The 23,652-nt window shown below is 69.1% G+C and carries 20 protein-coding genes and 1 other RNA gene; 15 read left to right on the forward strand and 6 right to left on the reverse strand.

Annotated features, from left to right (window positions below; all coding sequences use genetic code 11):
• Nucleotides 1–550: 550 nt before the first annotated feature.
• A complete protein-coding gene (locus LGR54_RS19680; protein ID WP_255607750.1) occupies nt 551–1,699 on the forward strand; it encodes an extensin family protein in 1,149 nt (382 codons plus the stop codon).
• Between the two features lie 30 nt (nt 1,700–1,729).
• On the opposite strand, the gene LGR54_RS19685 is transcribed toward LGR54_RS19680, so the two are convergent.
• The 5 genes from LGR54_RS19685 to LGR54_RS19705 all read right to left on the reverse strand — a co-directional run bounded on the left by LGR54_RS19685 (nt 1,730) and on the right by LGR54_RS19705 (nt 5,420).
• Nucleotides 1,730–2,506, reverse strand: a complete 777-nt coding sequence (locus LGR54_RS19685) for a class I SAM-dependent methyltransferase (protein ID WP_230363676.1) — start codon at nt 2,504–2,506, stop codon at nt 1,730–1,732.
• 84 nt (nt 2,507–2,590) lie between these two features.
• Nucleotides 2,591–3,376, reverse strand: a complete 786-nt coding sequence (dapB, locus tag LGR54_RS19690) for a 4-hydroxy-tetrahydrodipicolinate reductase (RefSeq protein ID WP_230363677.1) — start codon at nt 3,374–3,376, stop codon at nt 2,591–2,593.
• 59 nt (nt 3,377–3,435) lie between these two features.
• An RNA gene (rnpB, locus tag LGR54_RS19695) (RNase P RNA component class A) lies at nt 3,436–3,822 on the reverse strand.
• 83 nt (nt 3,823–3,905) lie between these two features.
• Entirely contained in the window at nt 3,906–4,406 is a 501-nt protein-coding gene (locus tag LGR54_RS19700; RefSeq protein ID WP_230363823.1) for a lytic transglycosylase domain-containing protein, read from the reverse strand.
• A 252-nt stretch (nt 4,407–4,658) separates the two neighbouring features.
• On the reverse strand, nt 4,659–5,420 hold the full coding sequence (locus LGR54_RS19705; RefSeq protein ID WP_230363678.1) for an N-acetylmuramoyl-L-alanine amidase: 762 nt from the start codon (nt 5,418–5,420) through the stop codon (nt 4,659–4,661).
• 258 nt (nt 5,421–5,678) lie between these two features.
• On the opposite strand from LGR54_RS19705, the gene rsmH reads away from it, so the two are divergent.
• The 6 genes from rsmH (at nt 5,679) to mraY (ending at nt 13,390) form a co-directional block, all read left to right on the forward strand.
• The gene (rsmH, locus tag LGR54_RS19710; RefSeq protein ID WP_230363679.1) at nt 5,679–6,713 is read left to right on the forward strand and encodes a 16S rRNA (cytosine(1402)-N(4))-methyltransferase RsmH; all 1,035 of its coding nucleotides are present in this window, start codon (nt 5,679–5,681) and stop codon (nt 6,711–6,713) included.
• A 12-nt stretch (nt 6,714–6,725) separates the two neighbouring features.
• Entirely contained in the window at nt 6,726–7,316 is a 591-nt protein-coding gene (locus LGR54_RS19715) for a hypothetical protein (protein WP_230363680.1), read from the forward strand.
• Nucleotides 7,317–7,429: 113 nt separating this feature from the next.
• Nucleotides 7,430–9,175, forward strand: a complete 1,746-nt coding sequence (locus LGR54_RS19720; RefSeq protein ID WP_230363824.1) for a penicillin-binding protein 2 — start codon at nt 7,430–7,432, stop codon at nt 9,173–9,175.
• Between the two features lie 135 nt (nt 9,176–9,310).
• A complete protein-coding gene (locus LGR54_RS19725; protein ID WP_230363681.1) occupies nt 9,311–10,807 on the forward strand; it encodes a UDP-N-acetylmuramoyl-L-alanyl-D-glutamate--2,6-diaminopimelate ligase in 1,497 nt (498 codons plus the stop codon).
• A gap of 2 nt (nt 10,808–10,809) precedes the next feature.
• Nucleotides 10,810–12,300 (forward strand): UDP-N-acetylmuramoylalanyl-D-glutamyl-2,6-diaminopimelate--D-alanyl-D-alanine ligase, encoded by a 1,491-nt coding sequence (locus LGR54_RS19730; RefSeq protein WP_230363682.1) that lies wholly within the window; start codon nt 10,810–10,812, stop codon nt 12,298–12,300.
• Between the two features lie 4 nt (nt 12,301–12,304).
• The gene (gene mraY / locus LGR54_RS19735) at nt 12,305–13,390 is read left to right on the forward strand and encodes a phospho-N-acetylmuramoyl-pentapeptide-transferase (RefSeq protein WP_230363683.1); all 1,086 of its coding nucleotides are present in this window, start codon (nt 12,305–12,307) and stop codon (nt 13,388–13,390) included.
• Between the two features lie 13 nt (nt 13,391–13,403).
• On the opposite strand, the gene LGR54_RS19740 is transcribed toward mraY, so the two are convergent.
• Entirely contained in the window at nt 13,404–14,300 is an 897-nt protein-coding gene (locus tag LGR54_RS19740; RefSeq protein ID WP_230363684.1) for an MBL fold metallo-hydrolase, read from the reverse strand.
• A gap of 105 nt (nt 14,301–14,405) precedes the next feature.
• Between LGR54_RS19740 and murD the strand changes: the two genes are divergently transcribed.
• From murD to ftsA, 8 genes are all read left to right on the forward strand, one after another.
• On the forward strand, nt 14,406–15,794 hold the full coding sequence (gene murD / locus LGR54_RS19745; protein ID WP_230363685.1) for a UDP-N-acetylmuramoyl-L-alanine--D-glutamate ligase: 1,389 nt from the start codon (nt 14,406–14,408) through the stop codon (nt 15,792–15,794).
• 81 nt (nt 15,795–15,875) lie between these two features.
• Entirely contained in the window at nt 15,876–17,060 is a 1,185-nt protein-coding gene (gene ftsW / locus LGR54_RS19750; protein WP_230363686.1) for a putative lipid II flippase FtsW, read from the forward strand.
• A 10-nt stretch (nt 17,061–17,070) separates the two neighbouring features.
• Nucleotides 17,071–18,189 carry an undecaprenyldiphospho-muramoylpentapeptide beta-N-acetylglucosaminyltransferase gene (gene murG / locus LGR54_RS19755; RefSeq protein WP_230363687.1) on the forward strand — a complete coding sequence of 373 codons (1,119 nt, stop codon included), beginning with the start codon at nt 17,071–17,073 and terminating at the stop codon, nt 18,187–18,189.
• 105 nt (nt 18,190–18,294) lie between these two features.
• Nucleotides 18,295–19,707, forward strand: a complete 1,413-nt coding sequence (gene murC, locus LGR54_RS19760) for a UDP-N-acetylmuramate--L-alanine ligase (protein WP_230363688.1) — start codon at nt 18,295–18,297, stop codon at nt 19,705–19,707.
• A complete protein-coding gene (gene murB / locus LGR54_RS19765; protein WP_230363689.1) occupies nt 19,704–20,627 on the forward strand; it encodes a UDP-N-acetylmuramate dehydrogenase in 924 nt (307 codons plus the stop codon). Before murC ends, murB begins: the two co-directional genes overlap by 4 nt.
• A gap of 579 nt (nt 20,628–21,206) precedes the next feature.
• Nucleotides 21,207–21,332, forward strand: a complete 126-nt coding sequence (locus LGR54_RS26100) for a hypothetical protein (RefSeq protein WP_370638249.1) — start codon at nt 21,207–21,209, stop codon at nt 21,330–21,332.
• 128 nt (nt 21,333–21,460) lie between these two features.
• Nucleotides 21,461–22,306, forward strand: coding sequence for a cell division protein FtsQ/DivIB (locus LGR54_RS19775; RefSeq protein WP_230363690.1), 846 nt, complete (start codon nt 21,461–21,463; stop codon nt 22,304–22,306).
• Nucleotides 22,303–23,640: a cell division protein FtsA gene (gene ftsA / locus LGR54_RS19780; protein WP_230363691.1), complete on the forward strand. Its 1,338-nt coding sequence runs from the start codon at nt 22,303–22,305 to the stop codon at nt 23,638–23,640. The genes LGR54_RS19775 and ftsA overlap by 4 nt, the downstream gene beginning before the upstream one ends.
• Nucleotides 23,641–23,652 lie beyond the last annotated feature (12 nt).

The following is a 23,652-nucleotide window of genomic DNA, read 5'->3' on the forward strand; positions in this document are numbered from 1 at the left end:
ACGCCAAGAAGATGGTCGAGGACGTGGTGAAGAACCTCTCCCACTAAGCAGACGCGGGGAGGGGGCTCGCGGGAGGAACTCGAAAGGGGACCTCGCAAGAGCCCCCGAAGAGCCTTCGCGGGGATCTCGCAAGGGCGGCACGGCTCCTCGCCAGGCGCCCGCGCCGACCCTGCCCGAGTGATCGGGCGGATCCCGTCCGGATGATCGTGTGGACCCCGTCCCCGGCCTCCCGGCCCGTTCGTCGCCGTCGCGCGACACCGACATACAGCCGAGGGCGCTCTCCCACCCGGGAGGGCGCCCTTCGCGTTCAGGACCGGCCGCGTTCAGCGTCGCCCCGCCCGAGCCAAGCTGGCCTCACCCGACAAAACACCCGCGCAATCGGCCCCATCGGTCACCTCACTGCACTGCAGGGCGAGGAAGGCGCGTCGGTTAATACTTTCAAAACCGTAAATATTAACCAATCGAAAAGCTTTGGCCTGCGCCGACATTTCTTGGAGGCGGTCGGCCATGCTTAACGCGGTGTCAACCAAATCACGCCTAGCTTGTCGCCATGACGCGCGGCGTATCCTGGTTTATCGTAGCCCCGCTCGTCCTTCTGGGGCTCTCCGCTTGCAAGTTCTCGCCGTTCGAACGGCGGGAACCCTGGCGTGCGGAAGCTGAAGAGCGATGTCTGGCGGAGGGCTCAGTGAAGCCTTCCGCCACCATCGTGCCCATGGCCGCCATCAACGGCGCCGGCACGTGTGGGATGGAGCATCCTTTTAGAATCAGTGGCTTGAACCAGGGTTCGGTCGAGGTGGCGCCGAAGGCGACGCTGGCCTGCCCGATGACCGCCTCGCTCGACCGCTGGGTCGCCGAGGACATCCAGCCGGCCGCCTATGCCTGGTTCGGCCAGCCGGTCGCCAAGATCAAGCAGATGTCGTCCTATTCCTGCCGCAACATGAACGGCGCGACGACCGGCAAGGTTTCCGAGCACGCCTTCGGCAACGGCTTTGATGTCGGCGGCTTTGTACTTGCCGATGGCCGGGAAATTCTGGTGAAGACCGGCTGGAAGGGGCGCCCCGACGAGCGCGGCTTCCTCCGTACGGTCCAAGCCACCGCCTGCCAGCGCTTCACCGTCGTGCTCGCGCCGGGTTCCAACATCTATCATTACGACCACATCCATGTGGACTTGATGCGCACCGCCTCCGGCCGCACGACCTGCAAGCCGGCTCCGGTGATGCCGATTCCGCCGAACCTGCCCGTCTACAAGGCCCCACCCATGGTGGCTGCGCCGCCGTCCGCGACGCCGGCCTATTATCCGCCGTCCTCGGCTGCTCCGGTCCCCGATCCCGAGCCGCAGGAAATGGACGGCGAGCCGGGCGAGCCGATGGTGCTGTCGCCGCAACCCTTGGCGCCGCCGTCATATCCGGCTGCCGCCGCACCGCAGCCGCTTGCGCCGCCAAGCTATCCGGCACCGACACAGCCTTATGGCGCACCTGCACCGGTCTATCCGGCGCAAAACTATCCCGCTGCGGCGCCGCCTAGCTCCACCCAGCCGCGCAATGGCGTCCCTCTGCCCCCGGCGGGCATTCCCATGGTGATGCGGTGGTTCGGCATCGATCCGAACCCGACCGGCTCGACGTCCAAGCAGGCCTATGCGCCGGAGCGGCAGTTCGCGACGCCGATCCCTCCGCCTAACGCCGTCTCCGGCGAAGACTGAAACCGGGCGAAGCCTCGCGGGAAGCGCGGCTCAGCCGGTCACGGCAGCGATCACGTAGTCATGCCCGTGGGCGAGGCCACCGAGCCTCCCCAGCAGGTCCTCCGCCCGTTGGAAGAGCGCCTCGATCTGGCCGGTCAGCGCCTGAGCGACGGCGGGGTCGTTGATCAGGTCGACCAATCGCCGGCTGTCGTCCAACTGCCGCTTCACCCATGGTCGGTCATAGATGTTCGGGAAACGACGGGCGAAGACGATGCGCAACCCGACCTGCTCCAGCCGCTGAATGACCCATTCCGCCGGATATTCGCGGTAAGGCATCACGCCGGCGAGCAGGGCGCAGGCGTCGCGGAGCCGGCCGATGGCCTGCACCAGTGCGCCGGTCTCGTCAGTGACAACCCCATTCACATAAGGATCGACACCGACGACATAGAGCCGGCCGCCGACCAGTGGACGGAGGCGCGCGAACAGATCGCTCTGGAAATAGGGCGCGTAGCTCTCGACCGCGCCGAGAAGATACTCGGCCAGGACTGTGTCGTGGCTTTCGCCGGCGAGCAGCGCCGGATCCTGCCAATTGCCGAGCACCAGCCGATCCTGCGGTCGCCGTGCCGTGGCGACCGCCGCCTCGGTGAGCTTCAGATGATCGGGATCGGCGCTGACGGCGGTCCAGCGGGAGGACGGCAAGCCGCTGATCCAGCGCGCCGACCGCACGCCGGTCCCGGCATCCAGCACGGAGCCCCAGGGCGCATCGCCCTGGATGTGCTGGATGACGCCGAACATGTCGAGCTTTTGCGGCGGCGGGGGAGCGGTCATCGGCCGTCCGATCGTTGGCGGTCAGGAAGAGGCCGACCCGGACCCGGCGCGTGCTCCCGCACGCGCGGCCCGATCGGCCGGCGTTCAGTCCAGCAGCGTATCGAGGCCGCGCCGCACGCCGGTCCAGCCACTGACCTTGCGGGCGGCCAGCAGCGTGCCTCCGACATAGGGAGCCGCCGACGAGCCGGCGTCATGGCGGATGGTCAGCCGCTCGTCCGGGGCGCCGAACACGCTTTCCACGCCCAGCACGAAGGAGGGCAGCCGCAGCGCATGCACCTGCACGCGGGTAGCCCCCTCGCCGAAGCTGCCGCCACGGGTGGCGGGCACGCCGCTCACCTCCTCGACCGGCCGGCTGGTGGCCGGGCGACGGACGCCGGCCAACGTCTCGGCCAGCTCGCGCGCGGTGCCGGAGGGCGCGTCGGGCTTGCCGGCCGAGGCGTAGTCGATGATCTCGACATCGGCGACATATTTCGCCGCTTCCAGAGTGAAGCGCTTCAGCAGGGTGGCGGTGATGGAGAAATTGCCGGCCGCCAGCACGCCGACGCCCTTCTCGCGCGCCAGCGCGTCGAGTTCGGCATAGTCCTGCGCGCCGAGGCCGGAGGTGCCGATCACCACATGTCGGCCGGCGGCGATGGCGGCGGCGGCATTCGCCTTCACCACATTCGGCTTGGTGTAGTCGATGAGTACGTCGGAAGGGATGGCGAGCGCCTCTTCGATAGAGGCGAAGACCGGGGCGCCGTCGATCGAGGTGCCGGCGGCAGAGCGCGAGATGCCGGCGACGAGTTCGAGATCGGCGGTGGCGGCGATGGCCGGGGCGAGGGCGCGGCCGACCCAGCCGGTGGCGCCGGCGAGCAGAATGCGGATGGGCATGCACAGAACTCCAGAAGGATCAGTTCCATGCCGAATACACCCCGTGCCGCGGCGGGGAAAGCGCCAGCCGGCCTGTAAGCCGGGTTCTGTAAGGCGGGATCGCTCCCGCGTGGCGGCCATTCCTCTGGGACGCCGATTGCTCGACGCCTCTAGCAGTCAACCCGGGCGACGGTCCGAAGACGGACGTGAGGCCGGCGAACCGGTCTCGTGTCACCCCTATACGACTTTGCTCCCGGTGGGGTTTGCCGTGCCGCTTCCGTTGCCGGCCGCGCGGTGGGCTCTTACCCCACCGTTTCACCCTTGCCGCGGGCGCACCCGTGGCGGTTTGATTTCTGTGGCACTTTCCCTGGGGTCGCCCCCGCCGGACGTTATCCGGCACCGTGTCTTCGTGGAGCCCGGACTTTCCTCGGCACCCTTGCGGGCGACGCGGCCGCCCGGCCGGCTGGCGGGGGAGCAATGAGGGAGACGCGCGCGCCCGTCAAGCCGTGACGCGGAACCTTTAACCGCTTGCGCGGCGCGCGCGCAGTCCTCAGTTCGAGGCCATGAGGGTGCGGGCCTTGCTGCAATAGCTGCGGGCGATGTTCGACATGCGGGTGGTGCCATGGCCGCCCTGGTAGCGCATCACGGTTCCGCAGGTGTCGCCGGCGGCGAGCTGGTAGGCACCGGCGAGGTAGCGCATGCCCCACTTGATGTTGGTCGCGGGATCGTAGAGCGCCTTGCGGGTGCCCTGATAGCCGAGGCCGCGCGCGGTGAGGGGCTTGATCTGCATGAGGCCGACTTCGCCGGCGCTGCCGGTGACACCGGGGTTCCAGTTGCTCTCGATGCGCACCACGGCGCGGGCAAGAGCGATTGGAACCCCGTTCGCGCGGGCTTCACGGTCGACGAGAGCAACAATGGATGATTTGGAACCAGAAGCCTCTTCGAAGCTTTTGTTCTCAGTGATAGGGCGGGCGCTGGCGATGTTTGCGCCGAATGTGACAGTCAAGAGAGTGAAAAAAGCAGTACGCAACGTGAGACTATAACGAGGCATTAGCGATAACGGCCTTTCCGGGTCGATGAGAGAGACCGGGAAATGCGATGGAAAATCTGTTTCCAATGAGGCTTCAATTGTCCACGAATTAGGAAATACGTAGGCGTGCGGACTTGACGCACGTGTTCCTGTGGCCGATGGGCAACGAAACGGCACGATTATTTCGTTGGCGCCTGTCTCGGCGCAGGATCATGTCGCGAGTGGTGTTCTGGCACGGTAGACGAATTGACGGGCGGCCCTTGCGGAACCTGCCTACCGGGAGGTGCAGAGGGCATACAATGTGGCGAGGGTGGAGACGTCCGCCACGCCGTCGACACGTGAGCGCCTGAAATGGCGCTGGAAGGCGCGCACCACCGCCTCGGTGGTCTCGCAATAGGTGCCGGTAACCGGGACCGCGTAGCCGTAGAAGCCGAGCATGGCCTGCAGCGCCTCGATCGGCTGGCCGGACTCGCCGCGCATGAAATAGCGGCCGTCGCTGATCGGTTCTTCCTCGACCAGATGGCCGATACCGGCCCGATGCAGGATATCCCACGGGAATTTTTCGCCGGGATCCTGTTTGCGCAACGGCGCGACGTCGGAATGCGCGAGCACGCGCTCGGGCCGGATGGCGAGGCGGGTGACGATGTCCTTGGCGAGTGCTGTCACCGCCTCGATCTGGCGGGCGGGGAAGGGCGGATAGTCGAAATCATGGCCGGGATTGACGATCTCGATGCCGATCGACAGCGAGTTGATGTCGTTCGCGCCGGCCCATGAGGAAAGGCCAGCGTGCCAGGCCCGGCGGGATTCCGGCACCAACTGCGCGATCTGCCCGTCCTCGTGCACCACATAGTGGCAGGAGACCGCCTTTTCCGGCGACCGCAGCCAGGCCACGGCTTCTTCCGCGCTCTGCATGCCAGTGTAGTGGAGGAGCAGCATGTCCGCCACGGCGACGCCGAGGCGCTCGCCATGGTTGGGCGAGGCTAGCACGTCGGCGGCCAGTGGCGAGTCGGCGGTGAAGGTCGGAACGTCGTCCATGGCAGCGAGCTAACCGGCTCCTGCGCACGGTTCAACCGATTCTTAAGGTTCAGAGAGCGTTAATCGCGGATCGAAACCGGGGGATTCGGCGCGTCGCGTCGCAGCCCCGACCAGCGTCCCGCCGATGTCCCATAGTCCTGCATGCTTGAAACTGCCTGCCACCCGCTTGCCTTTGACGGACCGGCGCGCGCCTTTGCGCCGCGCCGGTGCACGCGGGTGTGCCGATGCAGGCGGCCGGATGCCGGCCGGAGACGCCTGATGGTGCCGCCCCTGCCTCCCGAATCGCCGGCTGACAATGGCGAGCGCCACGTCCCGGTGCTGCTCGCCGAGGTGCTGGCGCATCTCGCGCCGAAGGACGGCGGCGTCTATGTCGACGGCACGTTCGGCGCCGGTGGCTATACGCGGGCCATTCTCGGCGCGGCGGATTGCCGGGTGATCGCCATCGACCGCGACCCGACCGCGGTGGCGGCGAGCGCCCCGCTGGTGCTCGCCCATCCCGGCCGACTGGCGGTGAGTGAGGATCGTTTCGGCAATCTCGACCAGGTCGCGGCGATGCTCGGTGCACCTGAGGTCGACGGCGTGGTGCTGGATATCGGCGTCTCCTCCATGCAGCTCGACGAGGGCGAGCGCGGCTTCTCCTTCCGCCGCGATGGCCCGCTCGACATGCGCATGTCGGGGGAGGGGCTGTCGGCGGCGGACTATATCGCCCGGCTGCCGGAGGCCGAGCTCGCCAATCTCATCTACCGCTTCGGCGAGGAGCGGCAGTCGCGCGGCATCGCCCGCGCCATCGTCAAGGCGCGCGAGGAGGCTCCGATCACCCGTACGCTCCAGCTCGCCGACATCATCGCCAAGGTGGTGTGGGCGAAGCCGCACGAGCCGCATCCCGCGACCCGCAGCTTCCAGGCCTTGCGCATCGCGGTGAATGACGAACTCGGCGAGCTCGCCCGCGCGCTGGCGGCGGCCGAGCGCGTCTTGAAGCCCGGCGGGCGGCTGGTGGTCGTCACCTTCCATTCCCTGGAAGACCGCATCGTGAAGAATTTCCTGAACGCCCGTGCCAAGCCGGCGGCCGGATCGCGCCACCTGCCGGCGGTGGCGAGCGCGCCGCCGAGCTTCCGTCTCGTCGCCAAGGGCGCGGTGGAGCCCGGCGATGCCGAGACCCGCGCCAATCCGCGCGCCCGCTCGGCCAAGCTCAGGGCCGGCGAGCGCACCGCGGCGCCGGCGCGCGAGGCGAGCGACCTTGAGACCCTGCTGCCGCCGCTTCCCGATTTCGACGCGCGCAGCCGCCATCACTGAGGACCGAGAAACATGTTCCGCATCCTCAATTTCATCTCGGTGATCGCGCTGCTGGCGGCGGCGGGCGCGGTCTATCACGTGAAATATGCCTCGGCCTTCGAGGCGCAGAAGATCGCCAAGCTGCGCGACGAGATCCGCTGGGAGCGCGACCGCATCGCCACGCTGAATGCCGAATGGGCGCGGCGCACGGCGCCTGACCGTATCCAGGCGCTGGCCGAGCACCATCTCGATATGCAGCCGCTGGACGTCACCCGCATGGACATGCTGGCCAGCCTGCCGGCCAAGCCGGACGCGGCCGGCGACGCGCTCGGCGGCATGATCGAGGCACTGGTCGACAGCCCGACCGGCGCGGCGATCCCGACCAGCCAGGCCAAGCCGGCGGCGCCCAAGCCGGTGGCCCGCGCGCCGATCGCCCCCGCCTCGGCCGCGCCGCGCCCGAACGGCGCCTTGCCGCTTTCCGCCGTGCCGGCCGCCGGTGCCCTTGCGTCGACGCATGCGCCGATGCTCGGCTCGCCGCTTCCCCCGCCGTCCGCCCGCCCGATGGCGACGGCGCCGATGATGTCGCCCATGCCGCTGCTGCCGCCGGCAGCGGTTGGCCAGTAAGTATTGGAGGTCGCCTGGTGATTGCGTCCGGCCTTTCCAAGCTCCGCTCGCGCCTGCCCAAGCTGCGCCTGCCGGGATTGAGGATTCCGAAACTGCGCCTTGCCGCGGTGCCGATGTGGTTTCTGCGCCTGCCCGGCCGCGCGCTGCGGGCCCTGATCGGGGTGATCCGCAGCGCGGCACGGCGCGGGCGGCCGGAGGCGCATGCGGTGGCGCGGGCGCGCCTCATCCTGTGCATGCTGGTGTTCGGCACGGTGTATCTCGCCATTGGCGGGCGGCTCGCCATGTTCGCCTCCTCGCCGGAGGGGGCGCTCAGCCGGCGTGGCATGTCCTCGGATGCGGTGGCCTCCGCCCGTCCGGACATTCTCGATCGCAATGGCCGCATCCTCGCCACCGATGTGCGCTCGGCCTCGCTGTTCGGCGAGCCCAAGCGCCTGATCGACGTCGACGAGGCGGTGGAGGCGCTGTCGGCGGTGCTGCCCGGCGCCGATACCGACGAGATGCGCCTGCGCCTCGACAGCAAGCGCGGCTTCGTCTGGCTGAAGCGCGACATCTCGCCGATGCAGCAGCGCGAGATCTATAATCTCGGCCTGCCGGGCATCGGCTTCATGACCGAGAACCGCCGCATCTATCCCGGCGGCAACCTCGCGTCGCACACCCTCGGATCGGTCAATATCGACAACCAGGGCATCGCCGGCCTGGAGAAGTGGATCGACAGCCGCGGGCTTTCCGAGCTGCATCTCGCCGGCTTCGCCACCGACCGCCAGCAGGAGCCGGTGGAGCTGTCCCTCGATCTCAGGGTGCAGCATGTGCTGCGCGACGAGCTCAACGCTGCCTTCCTGAAGTTCAAGGCCAAGGCGGCAGCCGGGGTGATCACCGATGTGCGCACGGGCGAGATCCTCGCCATGGCCTCGCTGCCGGACTTCGACGCCAACGACCCGGCCAAGGCGCTCGACCCCAAGGCGCTGAACCGCCTCACCACCGGCGTGTTCGAGATGGGCTCGACCTTCAAGGCGCTCACCTTCGCCATGGCGCTCGATAGCGGCAGGTTCAACCTCAACTCGACGCTGGATGCGCGCGGCGCCCTGTCGTTCGGCCGGTTCAAGATCCACGACTACCATGCGGAAAACCGTGTGCTGACCTTGCCGGAGGTGTTCCTCGTCTCCTCCAATATAGGCACGGCGCGCATGGCGCTGACGCTCGGCGTCGACGCGCACAAGGCGTTCCTGAAGAAGATGGGCCAGCTCGACCGCCTGCGGACCGAACTGCCCGAGAGCGCCATGCCGCTGGTGCCCAAGCGCTGGGGCGATCTCAACACCGCGACCATCGCCTTCGGCCATGGCCTGGCCGTCGCGCCGATCCAGGTGCTGATGGCCGAGAACGCGTTGGTGAACGGCGGCTGGCTGATCCCGCCGACCTTCCTCAAGCGCACGCCGGAAGAGGCCGCGCAGATCGGCACCCGGGTGATCAAGCCCGAGACCAGCACCAAGATGCGCTATCTGATGCGCCTCAATGCCGAGAAGGGGTCGGCGAAGAAGGCGGACACGCCCGGCTACTATGTCGGCGGCAAGACCGGTACTGCGGAGAAGGTCATCAACGGGCGCTATTCCAAGACCCGGCTGCTCACCTCCTTCATCTCCGCCTTCCCGATGGACGACCCGCAATATCTGATGCTGATCATGCTCGACGAGCCGCAGGCGGTGGAAGGCACCTATGGCTATGCCACCGCCGGCTGGAACGCCGCGCCGACCTCGGCGCGCATCATCCAGCGTGTGGCGCCGCTGCTCGGCCTCATGCCGCGCAAGGAAGTGCCGCCGGTCGAGAGCATCCTGTCCTCCAACAAGGTGGCGCAGGTGCAATGATGCGGCGCGCGCCGATTTCCCCTGCGCAAGGTCATCGGAATCGGCTATTGCCCGCAACAGGGGGCAATCGGCCGGCTGCGCAGCGGGCGCGGTCGTCTTCCCGCGGGTTCAGCGCGGTCGTTCGGAACGGCGAGCATGACTGACATTCCGCATTCCTCTCAGCCGACCTCCACGATCCGCACCCTCGGCGCGCTGATCGGCGACGACGCCGATTATGACGCGGCCGATCCGGCCCTTGATGTCGCCGAGCCGGTGCTGGACAGCCGCAAGGCGCGCTGCGGCGACGTGTTCTTCGCCCTTGCCGGCGTCAAGGCGGACGGCATGGCCTTCGCCCGGGAAGCGGTCTCGCGCGGGGCGGCGGCGGTGGTCGGCGAGGCGGAACGCCCGGCCGACCTGCCGCTCGATGTCTCCTATGTGCGGGTCGGCAATGCCCGCCGGGCGGTGGCGCTCGCCGCCGCCAACGCCTTCCCGCGCCAGCCGGAAACCATCGCCGCGGTGACCGGTACCTCCGGCAAGACGTCGGTCGCGGCCTTTACCCGGCAGATCTGGCAGCATCTCGGCCATGCCAGCGCCAGCCTCGGCACGCTCGGCGTCGTGGCGCCGTCCGGTGCGGTGTACGGTGCGCTCACCACCCCCGATCCGATCGCGCTTCACCGCACTCTGGATCACCTCGCCGGCGAGGGCGTGACGCATCTGTGCCTGGAGGCCTCCTCGCACGGGCTGGACCAGCATCGGCTCGACGGCGTGCGGCTGTCGGCTGGCGGCTTCACCAATCTTTCGCGCGACCATCTCGACTACCACCCGAGCATGGAGGCCTATCTGGAGGCCAAGCTGCGGCTGTTCCGCCACCTCGTTCCGCGCGGGGGCGGCGCGGCGGTGTGGGTGGACAGCTCCGAGGGCGGTCATGTCGCCGATCTGGCTGCCGATAGCGGGCTGGAGGTGATCGGCATCGGCGTCTCCGGCGCCGGCATCGCGCTGCTGTCCCGCCGCGACGACGGGCTCGGGCAACTCATCGAGGTGGAGGCGGACGGCCGGCGCCGCACGCTCCGTCTGCCGCTGGTCGGGGCCTTCCAGGTGGCGAACGCCCTGGTCGCCGCCGGCCTCGCCGTTGCCACCGGCACGGCCATGAAGGATGCGCTGACGCCGCTGGAGCGGTTGGAGGGCGTCCCGGGACGGCTGGAACTGGTCGGCACCAAGGGCAGCGTCGGCGTCTTCGTCGACTACGCGCACAAGCCGGACGCGCTCGCCAACGCGCTCGACGCCCTGCGGCCCTATGCGAGCGGTCGTCTCATCGTCGTCTTCGGCTGCGGCGGCGACCGCGACAAGGGCAAGCGTCCGCTGATGGGCGCCATCGCCGCCGACAAGGCGGATGTCGTCATCGTCACCGATGACAATCCGCGCAGCGAGGATCCGGCGACCATCCGCGCGGCGGTTCTCGACGCGGCGCCGGGGGCACGCGAGATCGGCGACCGCGCCGAGGCGATCGCGGCGGCGATCGGCATGGCGGAAGCCGGGGATGTGGTGCTGATCGCCGGCAAGGGTCACGAAACCGGCCAAATCGTGGGCGACCGGACCCTGCCGTTCTCCGATCGCGACGTCGCGCGGGCGGCGCTCGGCAGCTTTGGGGGATAGCCATGGATGGACAGGGCAAAGGCGTTTCGCAGCCGGTCGGTGTGTCGCAAGGCGTTGACGCCGCACGTCGCGCGCCGTTGTGGACGCCGGCGGAACTGGCACAGGCGACCGGGGGCACGCTGCGCGGCGTGGCCGCGGATGCTCCCATTGGCGGCGTGTCCATCGATTCGCGCACGCTGAAGACCGGCGACGCCTTCTTCGCCATCACCGGTGATCGCGACGGCCACGACTTCGCCGCGAGCGCCGCCGCGCGCGGCGCGGGCTTGTGCGCGGTGGCGCGGGCCAAGCTCGATACGCTACCGGCGGACATGCCGGCGCTCATCGTCGAGGATGTGCTGAAGGCGCTGGAGGATGCCGGCCGGGCGGCGCGGACCCGCTGCGGTGGCCGCATCGTCGCGGTGACCGGCTCGGTGGGCAAGACCACCACCAAGGAGGCGCTGCTGCTGGCGCTCGGCGCCGACGGGCTTACCCATGCCTCGGCCGCCTCCTACAACAATCATTGGGGCGTGCCGCTGTCGCTCGCACGCCTGCCGGCCGATGCGGCCTATGGTGTCTTCGAGCTCGGCATGAACCATGCCGGCGAGATCGCGCCGCTCTCCGCCATGGTGCGCCCGCATGTGGCTGTCATCACCACCGTCGAGCCGGTGCACATCGCCCAGTTCCCCAATGTCGAAGCCATCGCCGACGCCAAGGCCGAGATCTTCACCGGCGTCGAGCCGGGCGGGGCGGCGGTGCTCAACCGCGACAACCCGCATTTCGACCGGCTGGCTGCCGCTGCCCGCTCCGCCGGCATCGACAACGTCGCCGGCTTCGGCCAGTCGGTGGCCGCGCAAGCGCGGCTGCTCAGCGTCGCGCTGCAGCCGGACGGTTCGACCGCGCTCGCCGAGATCCTCGGCGAGACGGTGAGCTTCAAGGTCGGGCTGCCCGGCCGCCACATCGTGCAGAACGCGCTCGCGGTGCTGGCGGCGGCCAAGCTGGCCGGTGCCGATCTCTGCCTCGCCGCGCTGGCGCTCGCCTCGCTCGGCCCCCCGCCCGGCCGCGGGGTACGCACGCCGCTCGACGTCAAGGGCGGCAGGGCGCTGATGATCGACGAGAGCTACAACGCCAACCCGGCCTCGATGCGCGCGGCGCTCGCCGTGCTCGCCGGCACGCCGGTCGAGGGACGCGGCCGGCGCATCGCGGTGCTCGGCGACATGCTGGAACTCGGCGCGATGGGCGAGGAGCTCCATCGCGGCCTCGCTCCCGAGGCGGGACGGGCGGACCTCGTCTTCTCCGCCGGGCCGCTGATGCGGGCGCTGCACGAGGCACTGCCCGAGCACCGCCGCGGCGCCTGGGCACCCGATGCCGCGACGCTGCTGCCGCTGCTCGCCGATCGGCTGCGCGGCGGTGACGTGCTGGTGGTAAAGGGATCGAATGGCAGCCGCATGGGGCCGTTGGTCCGCGCGCTCGCCGAGCGATTTCCCGTTAAAGACGACGCTTCGGCGGAAGGTTGATCCGATGCTGCAATGGCTGGCCCAGTTCCAGGAGAGCGTCCCGGCGCTCAACGTATTCCGCTACATCACCTTCCGTACCGGCGGGGCGATCATCACCGCCTTGCTGTTCGTCTTCATGTTCGGCCCGGCGATCATCGCGCTCCTGCGGCTGAAGCAGGGCAAGGGCCAGCCGATCCGCACCGACGGCCCGCAGTCGCACCTGCTCACCAAGAAGGGCACGCCCACCATGGGCGGGCTGATGATCTTCTCCGGGCTGATGGTGGCGACGCTGCTCTGGGCCAATCTCGCCAATCCCTATGTGTGGGTGGTGCTGTTCGTCACCATCAGCTTCGGGCTGATCGGCTTCTATGACGACTATCTCAAGGTGACCAAGCAGACCCATGCCGGCCTCTCCGGCCGTACGCGCCTTGCCCTCGAGTTCCTGATCGGCGGTATCGCGGCGGTGGTGATCATGCATGTCGGTCGCGAGCCGCTGTCCTCCTCGCTGGCCTTTCCCTTCTTCAAGGACCTGCTGATCGACCTTTCCTGGTTCTTCGTCATTTTCGGTGCCTTCGTCGTCGTCGCCGCCGGCAATGCGGTGAACCTCACCGACGGGCTCGACGGCCTCGCCATCGTGCCGGTGATGGTCGCCGCCGGCAGCTTCGGGCTGATCTCCTACCTCTCCGGCAACGTGCTGTTCGCCGATTACCTGCAGATCCACTATGTCGCCGGCGTCGGCGAACTGGCAGTGATCTGCGGGGCCCTCATCGGCGCTGGCATCGGCTTCCTGTGGTTCAACGCCCCACCGGCGCAGATCTTCATGGGCGACACCGGTTCGCTGGCGCTGGGCGGCCTGCTCGGCACCATTGCGGTCGCCACCAAGCATGAGATCGTGCTGGCGGTGATCGGCGGGCTGTTCGTGCTGGAGGCGGTGTCGGTGATCGTGCAGGTGATCTCCTTCAAGCTCACCGGCAAGCGGGTGTTCAAGATGGCGCCGATCCATCACCACTTCGAGCAACTGGGCTGGACCGAGCCGCAGATCGTGATCCGCTTCTGGATCATCGCGGTGGTACTGGCGTTGATCGGGCTGTCGACGTTGAAGCTGCGGTGAGCGACGGCCCGCCCTAGCGGGCGGCCAGCACCTTCTTCACATTGTCGGCGTGCACCTGTTCATAGGGCGCGAAATAGGTGAGCACGCCGTCGGCGAGATCGCCGGCGATGAAGGTGGACAGGTCCTGGTCGGCCAGCGCCATGTCGATGTCGAGCCGCAGCAGCTTCTTCACATAGCGGATGGTGGCGTCGATCAGCGACGGCCCATAGCCGCCGGTGGCGATGATCTCCGGCGCGCCATGGTTCGGCAGGATGCGCTCATAGCCCCACGACCTGATGCGTTCGAGCTCCGCCACATGCACCGCGAGGCGGTCCGGCTCGGCGACATAGGTGATCGGCTCCTCCAGCGTGTCGCCGGCGAGCATGATGCCGAACTGGGGCAGCAACAGAATCAGCCCGTCATGGCTATGGATCTCGGCGGGCCGGAGTTCGACGGCGATGCCGCCGACAAACAGTTTCGTCGGCTCCCGGATGATGGTGTTCGGCATGACGAGCGGGTGGATCGGCGGCTCGCCGGTCTCCAGCGCCTCGCGATGGGCGGCGAGGGCCGCCTCGGTCTTGTCCAGCGCGATGATCTCGCAATCGGCGAACACCTCGTTGCCGGCGACATGGTCGTCGTGCCAGTGGCTGAGCACCACGCGGATCGAGGTGACGCCGGCCTCTTCTAGCGCCCGACGCATCATCCGCGCATGGGTGAGCGAGATGTGAGTGTCGTAGAGAATAGCCTCCGACCCGTCGACGATCGCATAGACGCAGACGCCGAGCGCATAGGCGCCGTCGTCGAGCCAGTTGGGTGCCGCCGAATGCGCCCGCGCACCCTCGATGCGACCGTCGTAGAAGGCGAGGATATTGGGATGCGGGCGCAGCACCCGCAGGGTGGAGCCGAGCGGAAGCAGGGTCGGGTGGGTCATGTTGGTCTCGCAATGCTGGCCGGTGCGGCGATCTTTCCATCCGGCGCCGAAATGCGCTAGCCAGATATGCCCGATCCGGGCGCCGTCCTGCCGAGGTTCCCCATCATGATTCCCGTCACCAGCTTCCGCGGCCGCCGCGTCGCCCTGTTCGGCCTCGGCGGCTCCGGCCTCGCCACCGCGCAGGCGCTCATCGCCGGTGGGGCGGAGGTGACGGCGTTCGACGATTCGGCGGCCTCGGTGGCGAAGGCGGAGGCGGCGGGCATCCCGACCGCCGACCTGCGCGGGCTCGACTGGACCGGTGTCGCAGCGCTGGTGCTGGCGCCGGGCGTGCCGCTTACCCATCCCAAGCCGCATTGGAGCGTCGAGCTGGCGAAGGCTGCCGACGTCGAAGTGATCGGCGACATCGAACTTTTCGTGCGCGAACGTCGCGCGGATGCGCCGGGCGCGCCGATGGTGGCGATCACCGGCACCAACGGCAAATCGACCACCACGGCGCTGATCGCGCATCTATTCAGCTTCGCCGGCCGCGAGGCGCCGATCGGTGGCAATTTCGGGCCGGCCATCCTGTCGCTCGCGCCGCCGGCGCCGGAGCGGGTGCATGTGATCGAGTGCTCGTCCTACCAGATCGACCTCGCGCCGAGCCTCGATGCCAGCGTCGGCATCCTGCTCAACCTGTCGCCCGATCATCTCGACCGCCACGGCGACATGACGCATTACGCCGCGATCAAGGAGCGGCTCGTCGCCGGCGTCGAGCCGGGCGGCACGGCAGTGGTCGGCGTCGATGACGACTGGTCGCGCACCATCGCCAACCGGCTGCAAGAAGCCGGGCGCCGGCTGGTGCGCATCTCGGTGCTGCATGATCTCGCCGATGGCATCTGCCTCGCGGGCGATGCGCTCGAGGTACGCGAGGGTGGGCGTACCGTGTTCACCGTGCCGCTCGCCGGCACCGGCTCGCTGCGCGGCGCCCATAACGCCCAGAACGCCGCCGCCGCCTTCGCCGCCGCCCGGGCGCTCGGGCTCGCGCCGGAGGTGATCGTCGAGGGGCTGAAGAGCTTCCCCGGCCTCGCTCATCGCATGGAGCAGGTGCGGACCATCGGCAAGGTGCTGTTCGTCAACGATTCCAAGGCGACCAACGCCGATGCGGCGGAGCGGGCACTGACCAGCTTCGAGGACATCTACTGGATCCTCGGCGGCAAGCCGAAGGCGGGCGGCATTGAGCCGCTGCGCCCGTTCTTCGGCCGCGTGCGCAAGGCCTATCTCATCGGCGAGGCGGCGGAGGCGTTCGCCGCGACGCTCGGCGACGAGGTGCCGTTCGAGATGTCCGGCACGCTGGAGAACGCCATTCCCGCCGCCGCCCGCGACGCGTCGGGCTTGGAAGCCGGCCATCCGGTGGTGCTGCTTTCGCCGGCCTGCGCGAGCTTCGACCAGTTCCCGAATTTCGAGGTGCGCGGCGACCGCTTCCGTACGCTGGTGCAATCGCTGCCCAGCGGCTGATCTCCTTTAAGCGTCCGTCAACCTTAACCGGACGATACTGCCACGCGGCGGGGGCTGCCCGCTTCAGGAGAGTGGCGTTCCATGATTTCGCGTGCCGAGAGGACCGTGGTCGGCGAATGGTGGTGGACGGTGGACCGTCTGCTTCTCGGGGCGCTGGCGGCGCTGATGATCATCGGCATCGTGCTGTCGCTGGCGGCGAGTCCGCCGGTCGCCTCTCGCCTCGGCATCGCTGATCCGTTCCATTTCGTGAACCGCCAGGTGATGTTCCTGTTGCCGGCCCTGGTCGTGCTGATCGGCACCTCCTTCCTGTCGCCGAAGAATATCCGCCGGGTGTCGCTGGTGCTGTTCCTCGTGTGTCTCGGGTTGCTGTTCGCGACGCTGGTGTTCGGCCCGGAGGTGAAGGGCGCGCGGCGCTGGCTCAATATCGGTCCCATCGCCGTCCAGCCGTCGGAATTCATCAAGCCCAGCTTCGTCATCATCGCCGCCTGGCTGTTCTCCGAGAGCGTGCGCCGGCCGGAAATGCCGGGCCAGATGATGGCGGTGGCGCTGCTCGGCAGCGTCATCACCCCGCTGGTGCTGCAGCCGGACTTCGGCCAGACCATGCTGGTCTCGCTGGTGTGGGGCGGGCTGTTCTTCCTCGCCGGCCTCCGGATGATCTGGGTGGTCGGTCTCGGCGGCATCGGCGCCGCCGGCCTGTTCCTCGCCTATCACCTGGTGCCGCACGTCACCAAGCGTATCGACCGCTTCCTCGACCCGGAATCCGGCGACACCTACCAGATCGACCTCGCCATCGACAGCTTCCTCAATGGCGGCTGGCTGGGGCAGGGGCCGGGCGAGGGCACCTTCAAGAAGATGCTGCCGGACGGGCACACCGACTTCATCTTCGCGGTGGCGGCGGAGGAGTTCGGTGCGGTGCTGTGCATCATGATCGCCAGCCTGTTCGCCTTCATCGTGCTGCGGGCGCTGAGCCGGGCGATGCATGACGAAGACCCGTTCGTGCGCTTCGCGGTCGCCGGGCTCGCCATGCTGTTCGGCCTGCAGTCCTGCATCAACATGATGGTCAACCTGCACATGATGCCCGCCAAGGGCATGACGCTGCCCTTCGTCTCCTATGGCGGCTCCTCGCTGCTGTCGCTGGCCTTCGGCATGGGCATGCTGCTGGCGCTGACCCGCCGCCGCCCGCGCAGCGCCACGCTGGCCGAGCTGGAGCGGCTCGGCACCCGTTTGGGATCGCCGGCGTCGCCGCCGGCCCCTGCGGCCGCGTGAGGTCCGGGCTATGGCCGGCGGATCGGGCGACGCGCCCCTCGTTCTCATCGCCGCCGGTGGTACTGGCGGCCATTTGTTCCCCGCCGAGGCGCTGGCGAATGCGCTCGCCCGGCGCGGCGTCATTGTCGATCTCGCGACCGACGAGCGCGCGGCGCGCTATGCCGGCCATTTCCCCGCCCGCCAGCTGCACGTGCTGCCGGCCGACACCATGCGCGGCCGCTCGCCGGTGGCGTTGGCGAAGACCGCGCTGGCGCTCGGCACCGGGCTGGTGAAGGGGCTGGCGCTGGTGCGCCGGCTGAAGCCGGCGGCGATCGTCGGCTTCGGCGGCTACCCGACGGTGCCGCCGCTGCTGGCCGGCACGCTCGCCGGGCGGCCGACGCTGATCCACGAGGCCAATGGCGTGATGGGGCGGGCGAATCGGCTGTTGGCTCCCCGCGTGACTGCCATCGCCCTCGGTTATCCCGATGCGGTGGCGGGCGATGCCGCGCTGAAGGCCAAGGCGCATCACACCGGCAATCCGGTGCGTCCCGCCGTGCAGGCCGCCGCCCGCGTGCCCTTCGAGCCGCCGGCACCGGGCGGCGAGTTCCGGCTGCTGGTGTTCGGCGGTAGCCAGGGCGCGCGCATCATGAGCGAGATCGTGCCGCCGGCGGTGGAGAAGCTGCCCCCGGCGCTGCGGGCGAGGCTGCGGATCACCCAGCAATGCCGCACCGAGGACATGGCGGCGACCCGCGCGACCTATGACCGGCTCGGCGTCAGCGCCGAGCTTGCGCCGTTCTTCGACGATCTGCCGGCGCGCCTGGCGCTGGCGCATCTGGTGGTGGCGCGTTCCGGCGCCTCGACGGTGGCGGAGTTGAGCGTGATCGGCCGGCCCTCGGTGCTGGTGCCGCTGCCCGGCGCGCTGGACCAGGACCAATTGGTCAACGCCACCGCGCTGGCGCGGGCCGGTGGGGCGCTGCTGATGCCGCAGGCCGGGTTCACCCCCGAGGCCTTCGCCGCCGAACTCGCCCGGCTGATGGACGATCCCGCCGCGCTGGAGGCGGTGGCACAGGCGGCGCACGGCATGGGACGGGCGGATGCCGACGAGCGCCTCGCCGAACTCGTCCTGCGAATTGCCAAGATCGATGTTTAGGGGCGGCGGGGATGACGCGGCCGTGTGTCTCGTCTAATTGCCTCGTCTAATCCTGCCCGCCTGCCGGAAGGTCACACGCCGTCCGGCTGAAAAGGACATAGCCGCATGAAGCTTCCGCTCTCCCTCGGTCCCATCCATTTTGTCGGTATCGGCGGCATCGGCATGAGCGGCATCGCCGAGGTGCTGCACAATCTCGGCTACACGGTGCAGGGCTCCGACGTCTCCGAGAGCGCCAATGTGAAGCGCCTGACCGAGAAGGGCATCAAGGTTCATGTCGGCCATGCCGCCGAGAACCTCGACGGCGCCGAGGTGCTGGTGGTGTCCTCCGCCATCAAGCGCGACAATCCCGAACTGGTCGCCGCCCGCGCCAAGCGCCTGCCGGTGGTGCGGCGGGCCGAGATGCTGGCCGAGCTGATGCGGCTGAAGAGCTGCGTCGCCATCGCCGGCACCCATGGCAAGACCACCACCACCTCGCTGGTGGCGACGCTGCTCGATGCGGCGAATCTCGATCCGACCGTAATTAACGGTGGAATCATAAATGCTTACGGCACCAATGCCCGCCTCGGCGACGGCGAATGGATGGTGGTGGAGGCGGACGAGAGCGACGGCACCTTCCTGAAGCTGCCGGCCGAGGTGGCGATCGTCACCAATATCGATCCCGAGCATCTCGACCATTTCGGTACCTTCGAGGCGGTGCAGCAGGCGTTCCGCAGCTTCGTCGAGAACGTGCCGTTCTATGGCTTCGCGGTGATGTGCATCGACCATCCGGTGGTGCAGGCGATGGTCGGGCGCGTCGAAGACCGGCGCGTCATCACCTATGGCGAGAACCCGCAAGCCGATGTTCGCATTACCGAAATCGACCTGAAGGGCGGCCAGTCACGCTTCACGGTGCTGTTCCGCGACCGCGAGGGCGGGGTGGTACATGAGCTGCGCGACCTCATCCTGCCGATGCCGGGTCGGCACAACGCGCTGAACGCCACCGCCGCGATTGCGGTGGCGCGGGAATTGAAGGCCTCCGACGAGCAGATCCGCGCCGCGCTGGCCGGCTTCGGCGGCGTCAAGCGCCGCTTCACCAAGACCGGTGAGGTGGACGGTGTGACCATTTTCGACGATTACGGCCATCATCCGGTGGAGATTGCTGCCGTGCTGCGCGCCGCCCGCGCGTCGACTGACGGACAGGTGATCGCGGTGGTGCAGCCGCACCGCTACAGCCGCCTCCATTCACTGTTCGACCAGTTCGCCACCTGCTTCAACGACGCCGACCATGTGATCGTCGCCGATGTCTATGCCGCCGGCGAGGCGCCGATCGCCGGGGTGGACCGCGACCACCTCGTCGAGGCGCTGCGGGCGCGCGGGCACCGCTCGGTGCAGCCGCTGCCGACGCCCGATGCGCTGGCGGGCATTGTGAAGGGGCTGGCGAAGCCGGGCGACTATGTGATCTGCCTCGGCGCCGGCAACATCACCCAATGGGCCTATGCGCTGCCGGGTCAGCTGGAAGCGAAGGAAATCGACGCTTGAGCTTCCCCGACCTGACCGCCGACTTCGTCGCCCGCATGCCGGAGCTGCGCGGCCGGCTCCTTGCCAACCAGCCGCTGGCGCCGCTCACCTGGTTTCGCGTCGGCGGGCCGGCGCAGATGCTGTTCACCCCGGCCGACGAGGACGACCTCGCCTATTTCCTCGCCCGCCTGCCGGCGGAGATCCCGGTGACGGTGATCGGCCTCGGCTCCAACCTCATCGTGCGCGACGGCGGCGTCGCAGGCGTCGTCATCCGCCTCGCCCGGGGGTTCTCCGACGTCGTCGTCGAGGAGGGACACCGCCTGCGGGTCGGTGCCGGCGTGCCGGATGTGAAGCTCGCCCGCGCGGCGGCGGATGCCGGCATCGCCGGGCTGGCCTTCTATCGCGGCATTCCCGGCGGCATAGGCGGCGCCTTGCGCATGAATGCCGGCGCCCATCACGGCGAGACGAAGGACCGGCTTGTCGAAGCCCGCGCCGTCGACCGGCAGGGGCGGGTGCATGTGCTGGCCAATGCCGATTTCGGCTTCAGCTACCGGCATTCCGGCGCGGCGGCGGATCTCGTCTTCACCCACGCGCTGTTCCAGGGCGAGCCGGGGGAGACCGCCGATATCCTCGCCGAGATGGATCGAATCACCCAGGCCCGCGAGGCCTCGCAGCCGATCCGCGAGAAGACCGGGGGCTCCACCTTCAAGAACCCGCCCGGAGGCAAGGCCTGGCAGCTGGTCGATGCCGCCGGTTGCCGTGGCCTCACCCTCGGTGGGGCGCAGGTGTCCGAAATGCACTGCAACTTCCTCATCAACACCGGCGGCGCCACCGCCGCCGATATCGAGGGGCTGGGCGAGGAGGTGCGCCGGCGGGTCAAGGCGGCCTCGGGCGTCGAGCTGGAATGGGAGATCAAGCGGATCGGCGTCGCTGCCGCGTAGGTGGCCCTCGCAACTGCTCCTGCGGCCCGAGTGTTGCCAGACTGGCGTCCGCTGCCCGGAGGCGCGGAGAACCTGCCACGCGTGCTCCCGGCGGCCGGGAGGGGCGTGCTCGTGGGGGACGGAGCGCTCCGGCCGCCGCGTCGCGAATCGCGGCGAGGCGGATGTGTGCCGGATCGGTCGTCCCGGGTGGGTCGGTAGCGGAAGGCGGCGGCGCCTTCGCCCGGGCGCGTCGCCCGATGCCGGTCGGCGCGGCAAAAGTTAACGCATTTCCAGTGGGCGGCCGTGGAAAGCCGGCGGGCTTAATGCGCGCTTAAACGCCGGAAATCCGTCCCGGCGGTGCCGGGGGAAGCGCTTCTGGACGCTAGAGAAATTCCTCCCGCCCTAAGGTTCTGCGATTGCGGGGCAAAACCCGCTTCGGGCGGCGCGCCGCGCATTCGGGCGGCGAGAATTTTACCGAATATTTACCAAAAGGTACGGATGCTGTCCCCCAAGGCGCACCACGCGCTCGGCTGTCGGGGCATCAGCAGGTCGGACTTCCGATAGGCCGACCGGACCGGAGATCACTCCGGCCTGGTCTGTCTGGAAATCCGCACCCAGCCCGGAACGACCGAGACGTCGGTGATGCCCGAACTGGCAGCCCATGCGGGTTATTCGTTCGGCGAGCTTGTGAGATGGATGGTGGAGGACGCGTCGCTCGATCGTTGAATCCGGGTCGGAAGCCCGGATACGGCGCGAATGCGGCCATAGCGGATCAGGGACGCGGCAGCAGGCCGGCCCGCACGACGACGCCCCCGGCGGCGGCGGGGGGCGGTCGCACGCGATTCGCGAATCGGATGATCATCGGCGGCAAGCGTCTGCTGGTCGGCTTCGCGGCCTCGCGGGCGGCGACCCACGGTGCCGGCACCTGGCTGGTGGCGGCGCTGTTCGCGGCGACCGGCGCCTACGGCCTGCAGGTCGGCGGGCACATGCCGCAGGCGGTGGAGACCGTGCGCGACATGGCCGACAGCGTCGCCAACATCGCCGGCTTCAAGATCAAGACCGTGAACCTTGCCGGGCAGAACCATGTCAGCCCCGGCGACATCCTCGCCACCGCCGGCGTGAAGCCGACCTCCTCGCTGCTGACGCTGGACGCCGAAGAGGCGCGCATGCGGCTCGAACAGCTTCCCTGGATCAAGCGCGCCACGGTGCAGAAGCTCTATCCCGACCGCCTCGACGTCCAGGTGGTGGAGCGGGAGGGCTTCGCGCTCTGGCAGAAGGACGGCAAGATCAACGTCATCGCCCGCGACGGCACCGTGATCGCCCCCTATTCCGACGATCCGCGCTACATCCGCCTGCCGATCGTGGTGGGCGAAGGGGCGCAGAACCACGTCACCGAGATCGTCGAGGCGCTCGGCCTGGTGCCGGGCGTGCGCGACAAGGTGCGCGCGGCGATCCGCGTCGCCGACCGGCGCTGGACGCTGAAGATGCGCAACGGCGTCGATGTGCGCCTGCCCGAGACCGGCATGCCCGAGGCCCTGCAGGAACTCGCGGTGCTCGACCGCGACAAGCAATTGCTGACCCGCGACGTGACCATCATCGACCTGCGCCTGCCCGACCGCGTGTCGGTGCGCCTGTCCGACGCCGCCTATGAGGCGCGCCAGCCCGATCCCAAGGCCAAGAAGAAGGCGCCCAACACATGAGCGTGCGCGCGCCCTATGACATCGTTCCCAAGATGCGTCCGCTGTCGCCGCGCCGTTCCGGCGTGGTCGGCGTGCTGGAGATCGGCACCTCCAAGATCGTTTGCCTGATCGCCCGGCTGAAGCCGCGCGACGCCTCGATGAGCCTGCGCCGCCGCACCCACGCCATCGAGGTGCTCGGCGTCGGCCATACCAGCGCCCACGGCATCAAGGGCGGCACCGTCGCCGACATGGAGCGCGCCGAGCACGCCATCCGCCGGGCGGTGGACGCCGCCGAACGCATGGCGGGGGCGCAGATCGCCTCGGTCATCGTCTCCATGGCGGGCGGGCGGCTGGGCTCCGAGCATTTCAACGCCGAGATCGACCTGCCCGAGCCGGCGGTCGCCGAGGGCGACATCCGCCGCGTGCTCGACGCCGCCTCGACCTTCGCGGTCGGCGACGGCCGCGTCGTGCTGCACGCGCTGCCGGTGAGCTACACCATCGACGGCGTGCCCGGCGTCGCCGAGCCGCGCGGCATGCTGGGCCGGCGCCTCGGTGTCGACCTGCACGTGATCACCGCCGACGCCTCGGCGGTACGCAACCTGCTGCTGTGCGTCGAGCGCTGCCATCTCGGCGTCGAGGCCATGGTGGCGGCGCCCTATGCGGCGGCGCTCTCCGCGCTCGCCGACGACGAGTCCGAGCTCGGCACCGTGCTGATCGATTTCGGCGCCGGCACCACCACCGTCGCCGTGGTGGTCAACGGCCATTGCGTGCATGTCGACGGCATCGCGGTCGGCGGCCAGCACATCACCAACGACGTCGCGCGCGGCCTCTCCACCCGCCTCGCCGACGCCGAGCGGCTGAAGAGCCTGCATGGCGGGGTGATCGCGGTCGGTGCCGACGAGCGCGAGATGCTCACCGTGCCGGCGATCTCCGAGGACCAGCGCGACCTGCCGCGCGCGGTGCCGAAGTCGCGGCTGCTGCACATCATCCGCCCGCGGGTGGAGGAGATCGTCGAGCTGATTCGCGACCGGCTGGTCGCTTCCGGCCACGCCGCCGATGCCGGCCGGCGCATCGTGCTGACCGGCGGCGCCAGCCAGCTCACCGGCCATGCCGAACTGGTCGGCCAGATCCTCGGGCCGCAGGTCGGTTCGCTGGTGCGGGTCGGCCGCCCGCTCGGCATCTCCCGGCTGCCCGAGGCGGTGCGCGGCGCCTCCTTCGCGGTGGCCGCCGGCCTGCTCGTCTATCCGCAGGTGGCGGGCCTCGAACATTTCGAGGCGGGTCGCCGCCGCGTCTCCCAGGCGGGCTCCGACGGGTACTTCTCCCGCGTCGGCCACTGGCTGAGGGAGGCGTTCTGACCATGGTTCATC

The sequence above is a fragment of the Ancylobacter sp. Lp-2 genome, assembly GCF_020523795.1.
GTDB lineage: Bacteria > Pseudomonadota > Alphaproteobacteria > Rhizobiales > Xanthobacteraceae > Ancylobacter.

Excerpts from the sequence above, each read along its gene's own strand:
- murC (WP_230363688.1), top strand. The coding sequence starts at position 18,295 with ATGAAGCTTCCGCTCTCCCTCGGTCCCATCCATTTTGTCGGTATCGGC.
- LGR54_RS19715 (WP_230363680.1), top strand. The coding sequence starts at position 6,726 with ATGTTCCGCATCCTCAATTTCATCTCGGTGATCGCGCTGCTGGCGGCG.
- LGR54_RS19720 (WP_230363824.1), top strand. The coding sequence starts at position 7,430 with ATGTGGTTTCTGCGCCTGCCCGGCCGCGCGCTGCGGGCCCTGATCGGG.
- LGR54_RS19740 (WP_230363684.1), bottom strand. The coding sequence starts at position 14,300 with ATGACCCACCCGACCCTGCTTCCGCTCGGCTCCACCCTGCGGGTGCTG.
- murD (WP_230363685.1), top strand. The coding sequence starts at position 14,406 with ATGATTCCCGTCACCAGCTTCCGCGGCCGCCGCGTCGCCCTGTTCGGC.
- LGR54_RS19730 (WP_230363682.1), top strand. The coding sequence starts at position 10,810 with ATGGATGGACAGGGCAAAGGCGTTTCGCAGCCGGTCGGTGTGTCGCAA.
- LGR54_RS19725 (WP_230363681.1), top strand. The coding sequence starts at position 9,311 with ATGACTGACATTCCGCATTCCTCTCAGCCGACCTCCACGATCCGCACC.
- LGR54_RS19680 (WP_255607750.1), top strand. The coding sequence starts at position 551 with ATGACGCGCGGCGTATCCTGGTTTATCGTAGCCCCGCTCGTCCTTCTG.
- ftsW (WP_230363686.1), top strand. The coding sequence starts at position 15,876 with ATGATTTCGCGTGCCGAGAGGACCGTGGTCGGCGAATGGTGGTGGACG.
- LGR54_RS19685 (WP_230363676.1), bottom strand. The coding sequence starts at position 2,506 with ATGACCGCTCCCCCGCCGCCGCAAAAGCTCGACATGTTCGGCGTCATC.
- ftsA (WP_230363691.1), top strand. The coding sequence starts at position 22,303 with ATGAGCGTGCGCGCGCCCTATGACATCGTTCCCAAGATGCGTCCGCTG.
- rsmH (WP_230363679.1), top strand. The coding sequence starts at position 5,679 with ATGGTGCCGCCCCTGCCTCCCGAATCGCCGGCTGACAATGGCGAGCGC.
- LGR54_RS19700 (WP_230363823.1), bottom strand. The coding sequence starts at position 4,406 with ATGCCTCGTTATAGTCTCACGTTGCGTACTGCTTTTTTCACTCTCTTG.
- LGR54_RS19775 (WP_230363690.1), top strand. The coding sequence starts at position 21,461 with ATGATCATCGGCGGCAAGCGTCTGCTGGTCGGCTTCGCGGCCTCGCGG.
- murG (WP_230363687.1), top strand. The coding sequence starts at position 17,071 with ATGGCCGGCGGATCGGGCGACGCGCCCCTCGTTCTCATCGCCGCCGGT.
- mraY (WP_230363683.1), top strand. The coding sequence starts at position 12,305 with ATGCTGCAATGGCTGGCCCAGTTCCAGGAGAGCGTCCCGGCGCTCAAC.
- dapB (WP_230363677.1), bottom strand. The coding sequence starts at position 3,376 with ATGCCCATCCGCATTCTGCTCGCCGGCGCCACCGGCTGGGTCGGCCGC.
- LGR54_RS19705 (WP_230363678.1), bottom strand. The coding sequence starts at position 5,420 with ATGGACGACGTTCCGACCTTCACCGCCGACTCGCCACTGGCCGCCGAC.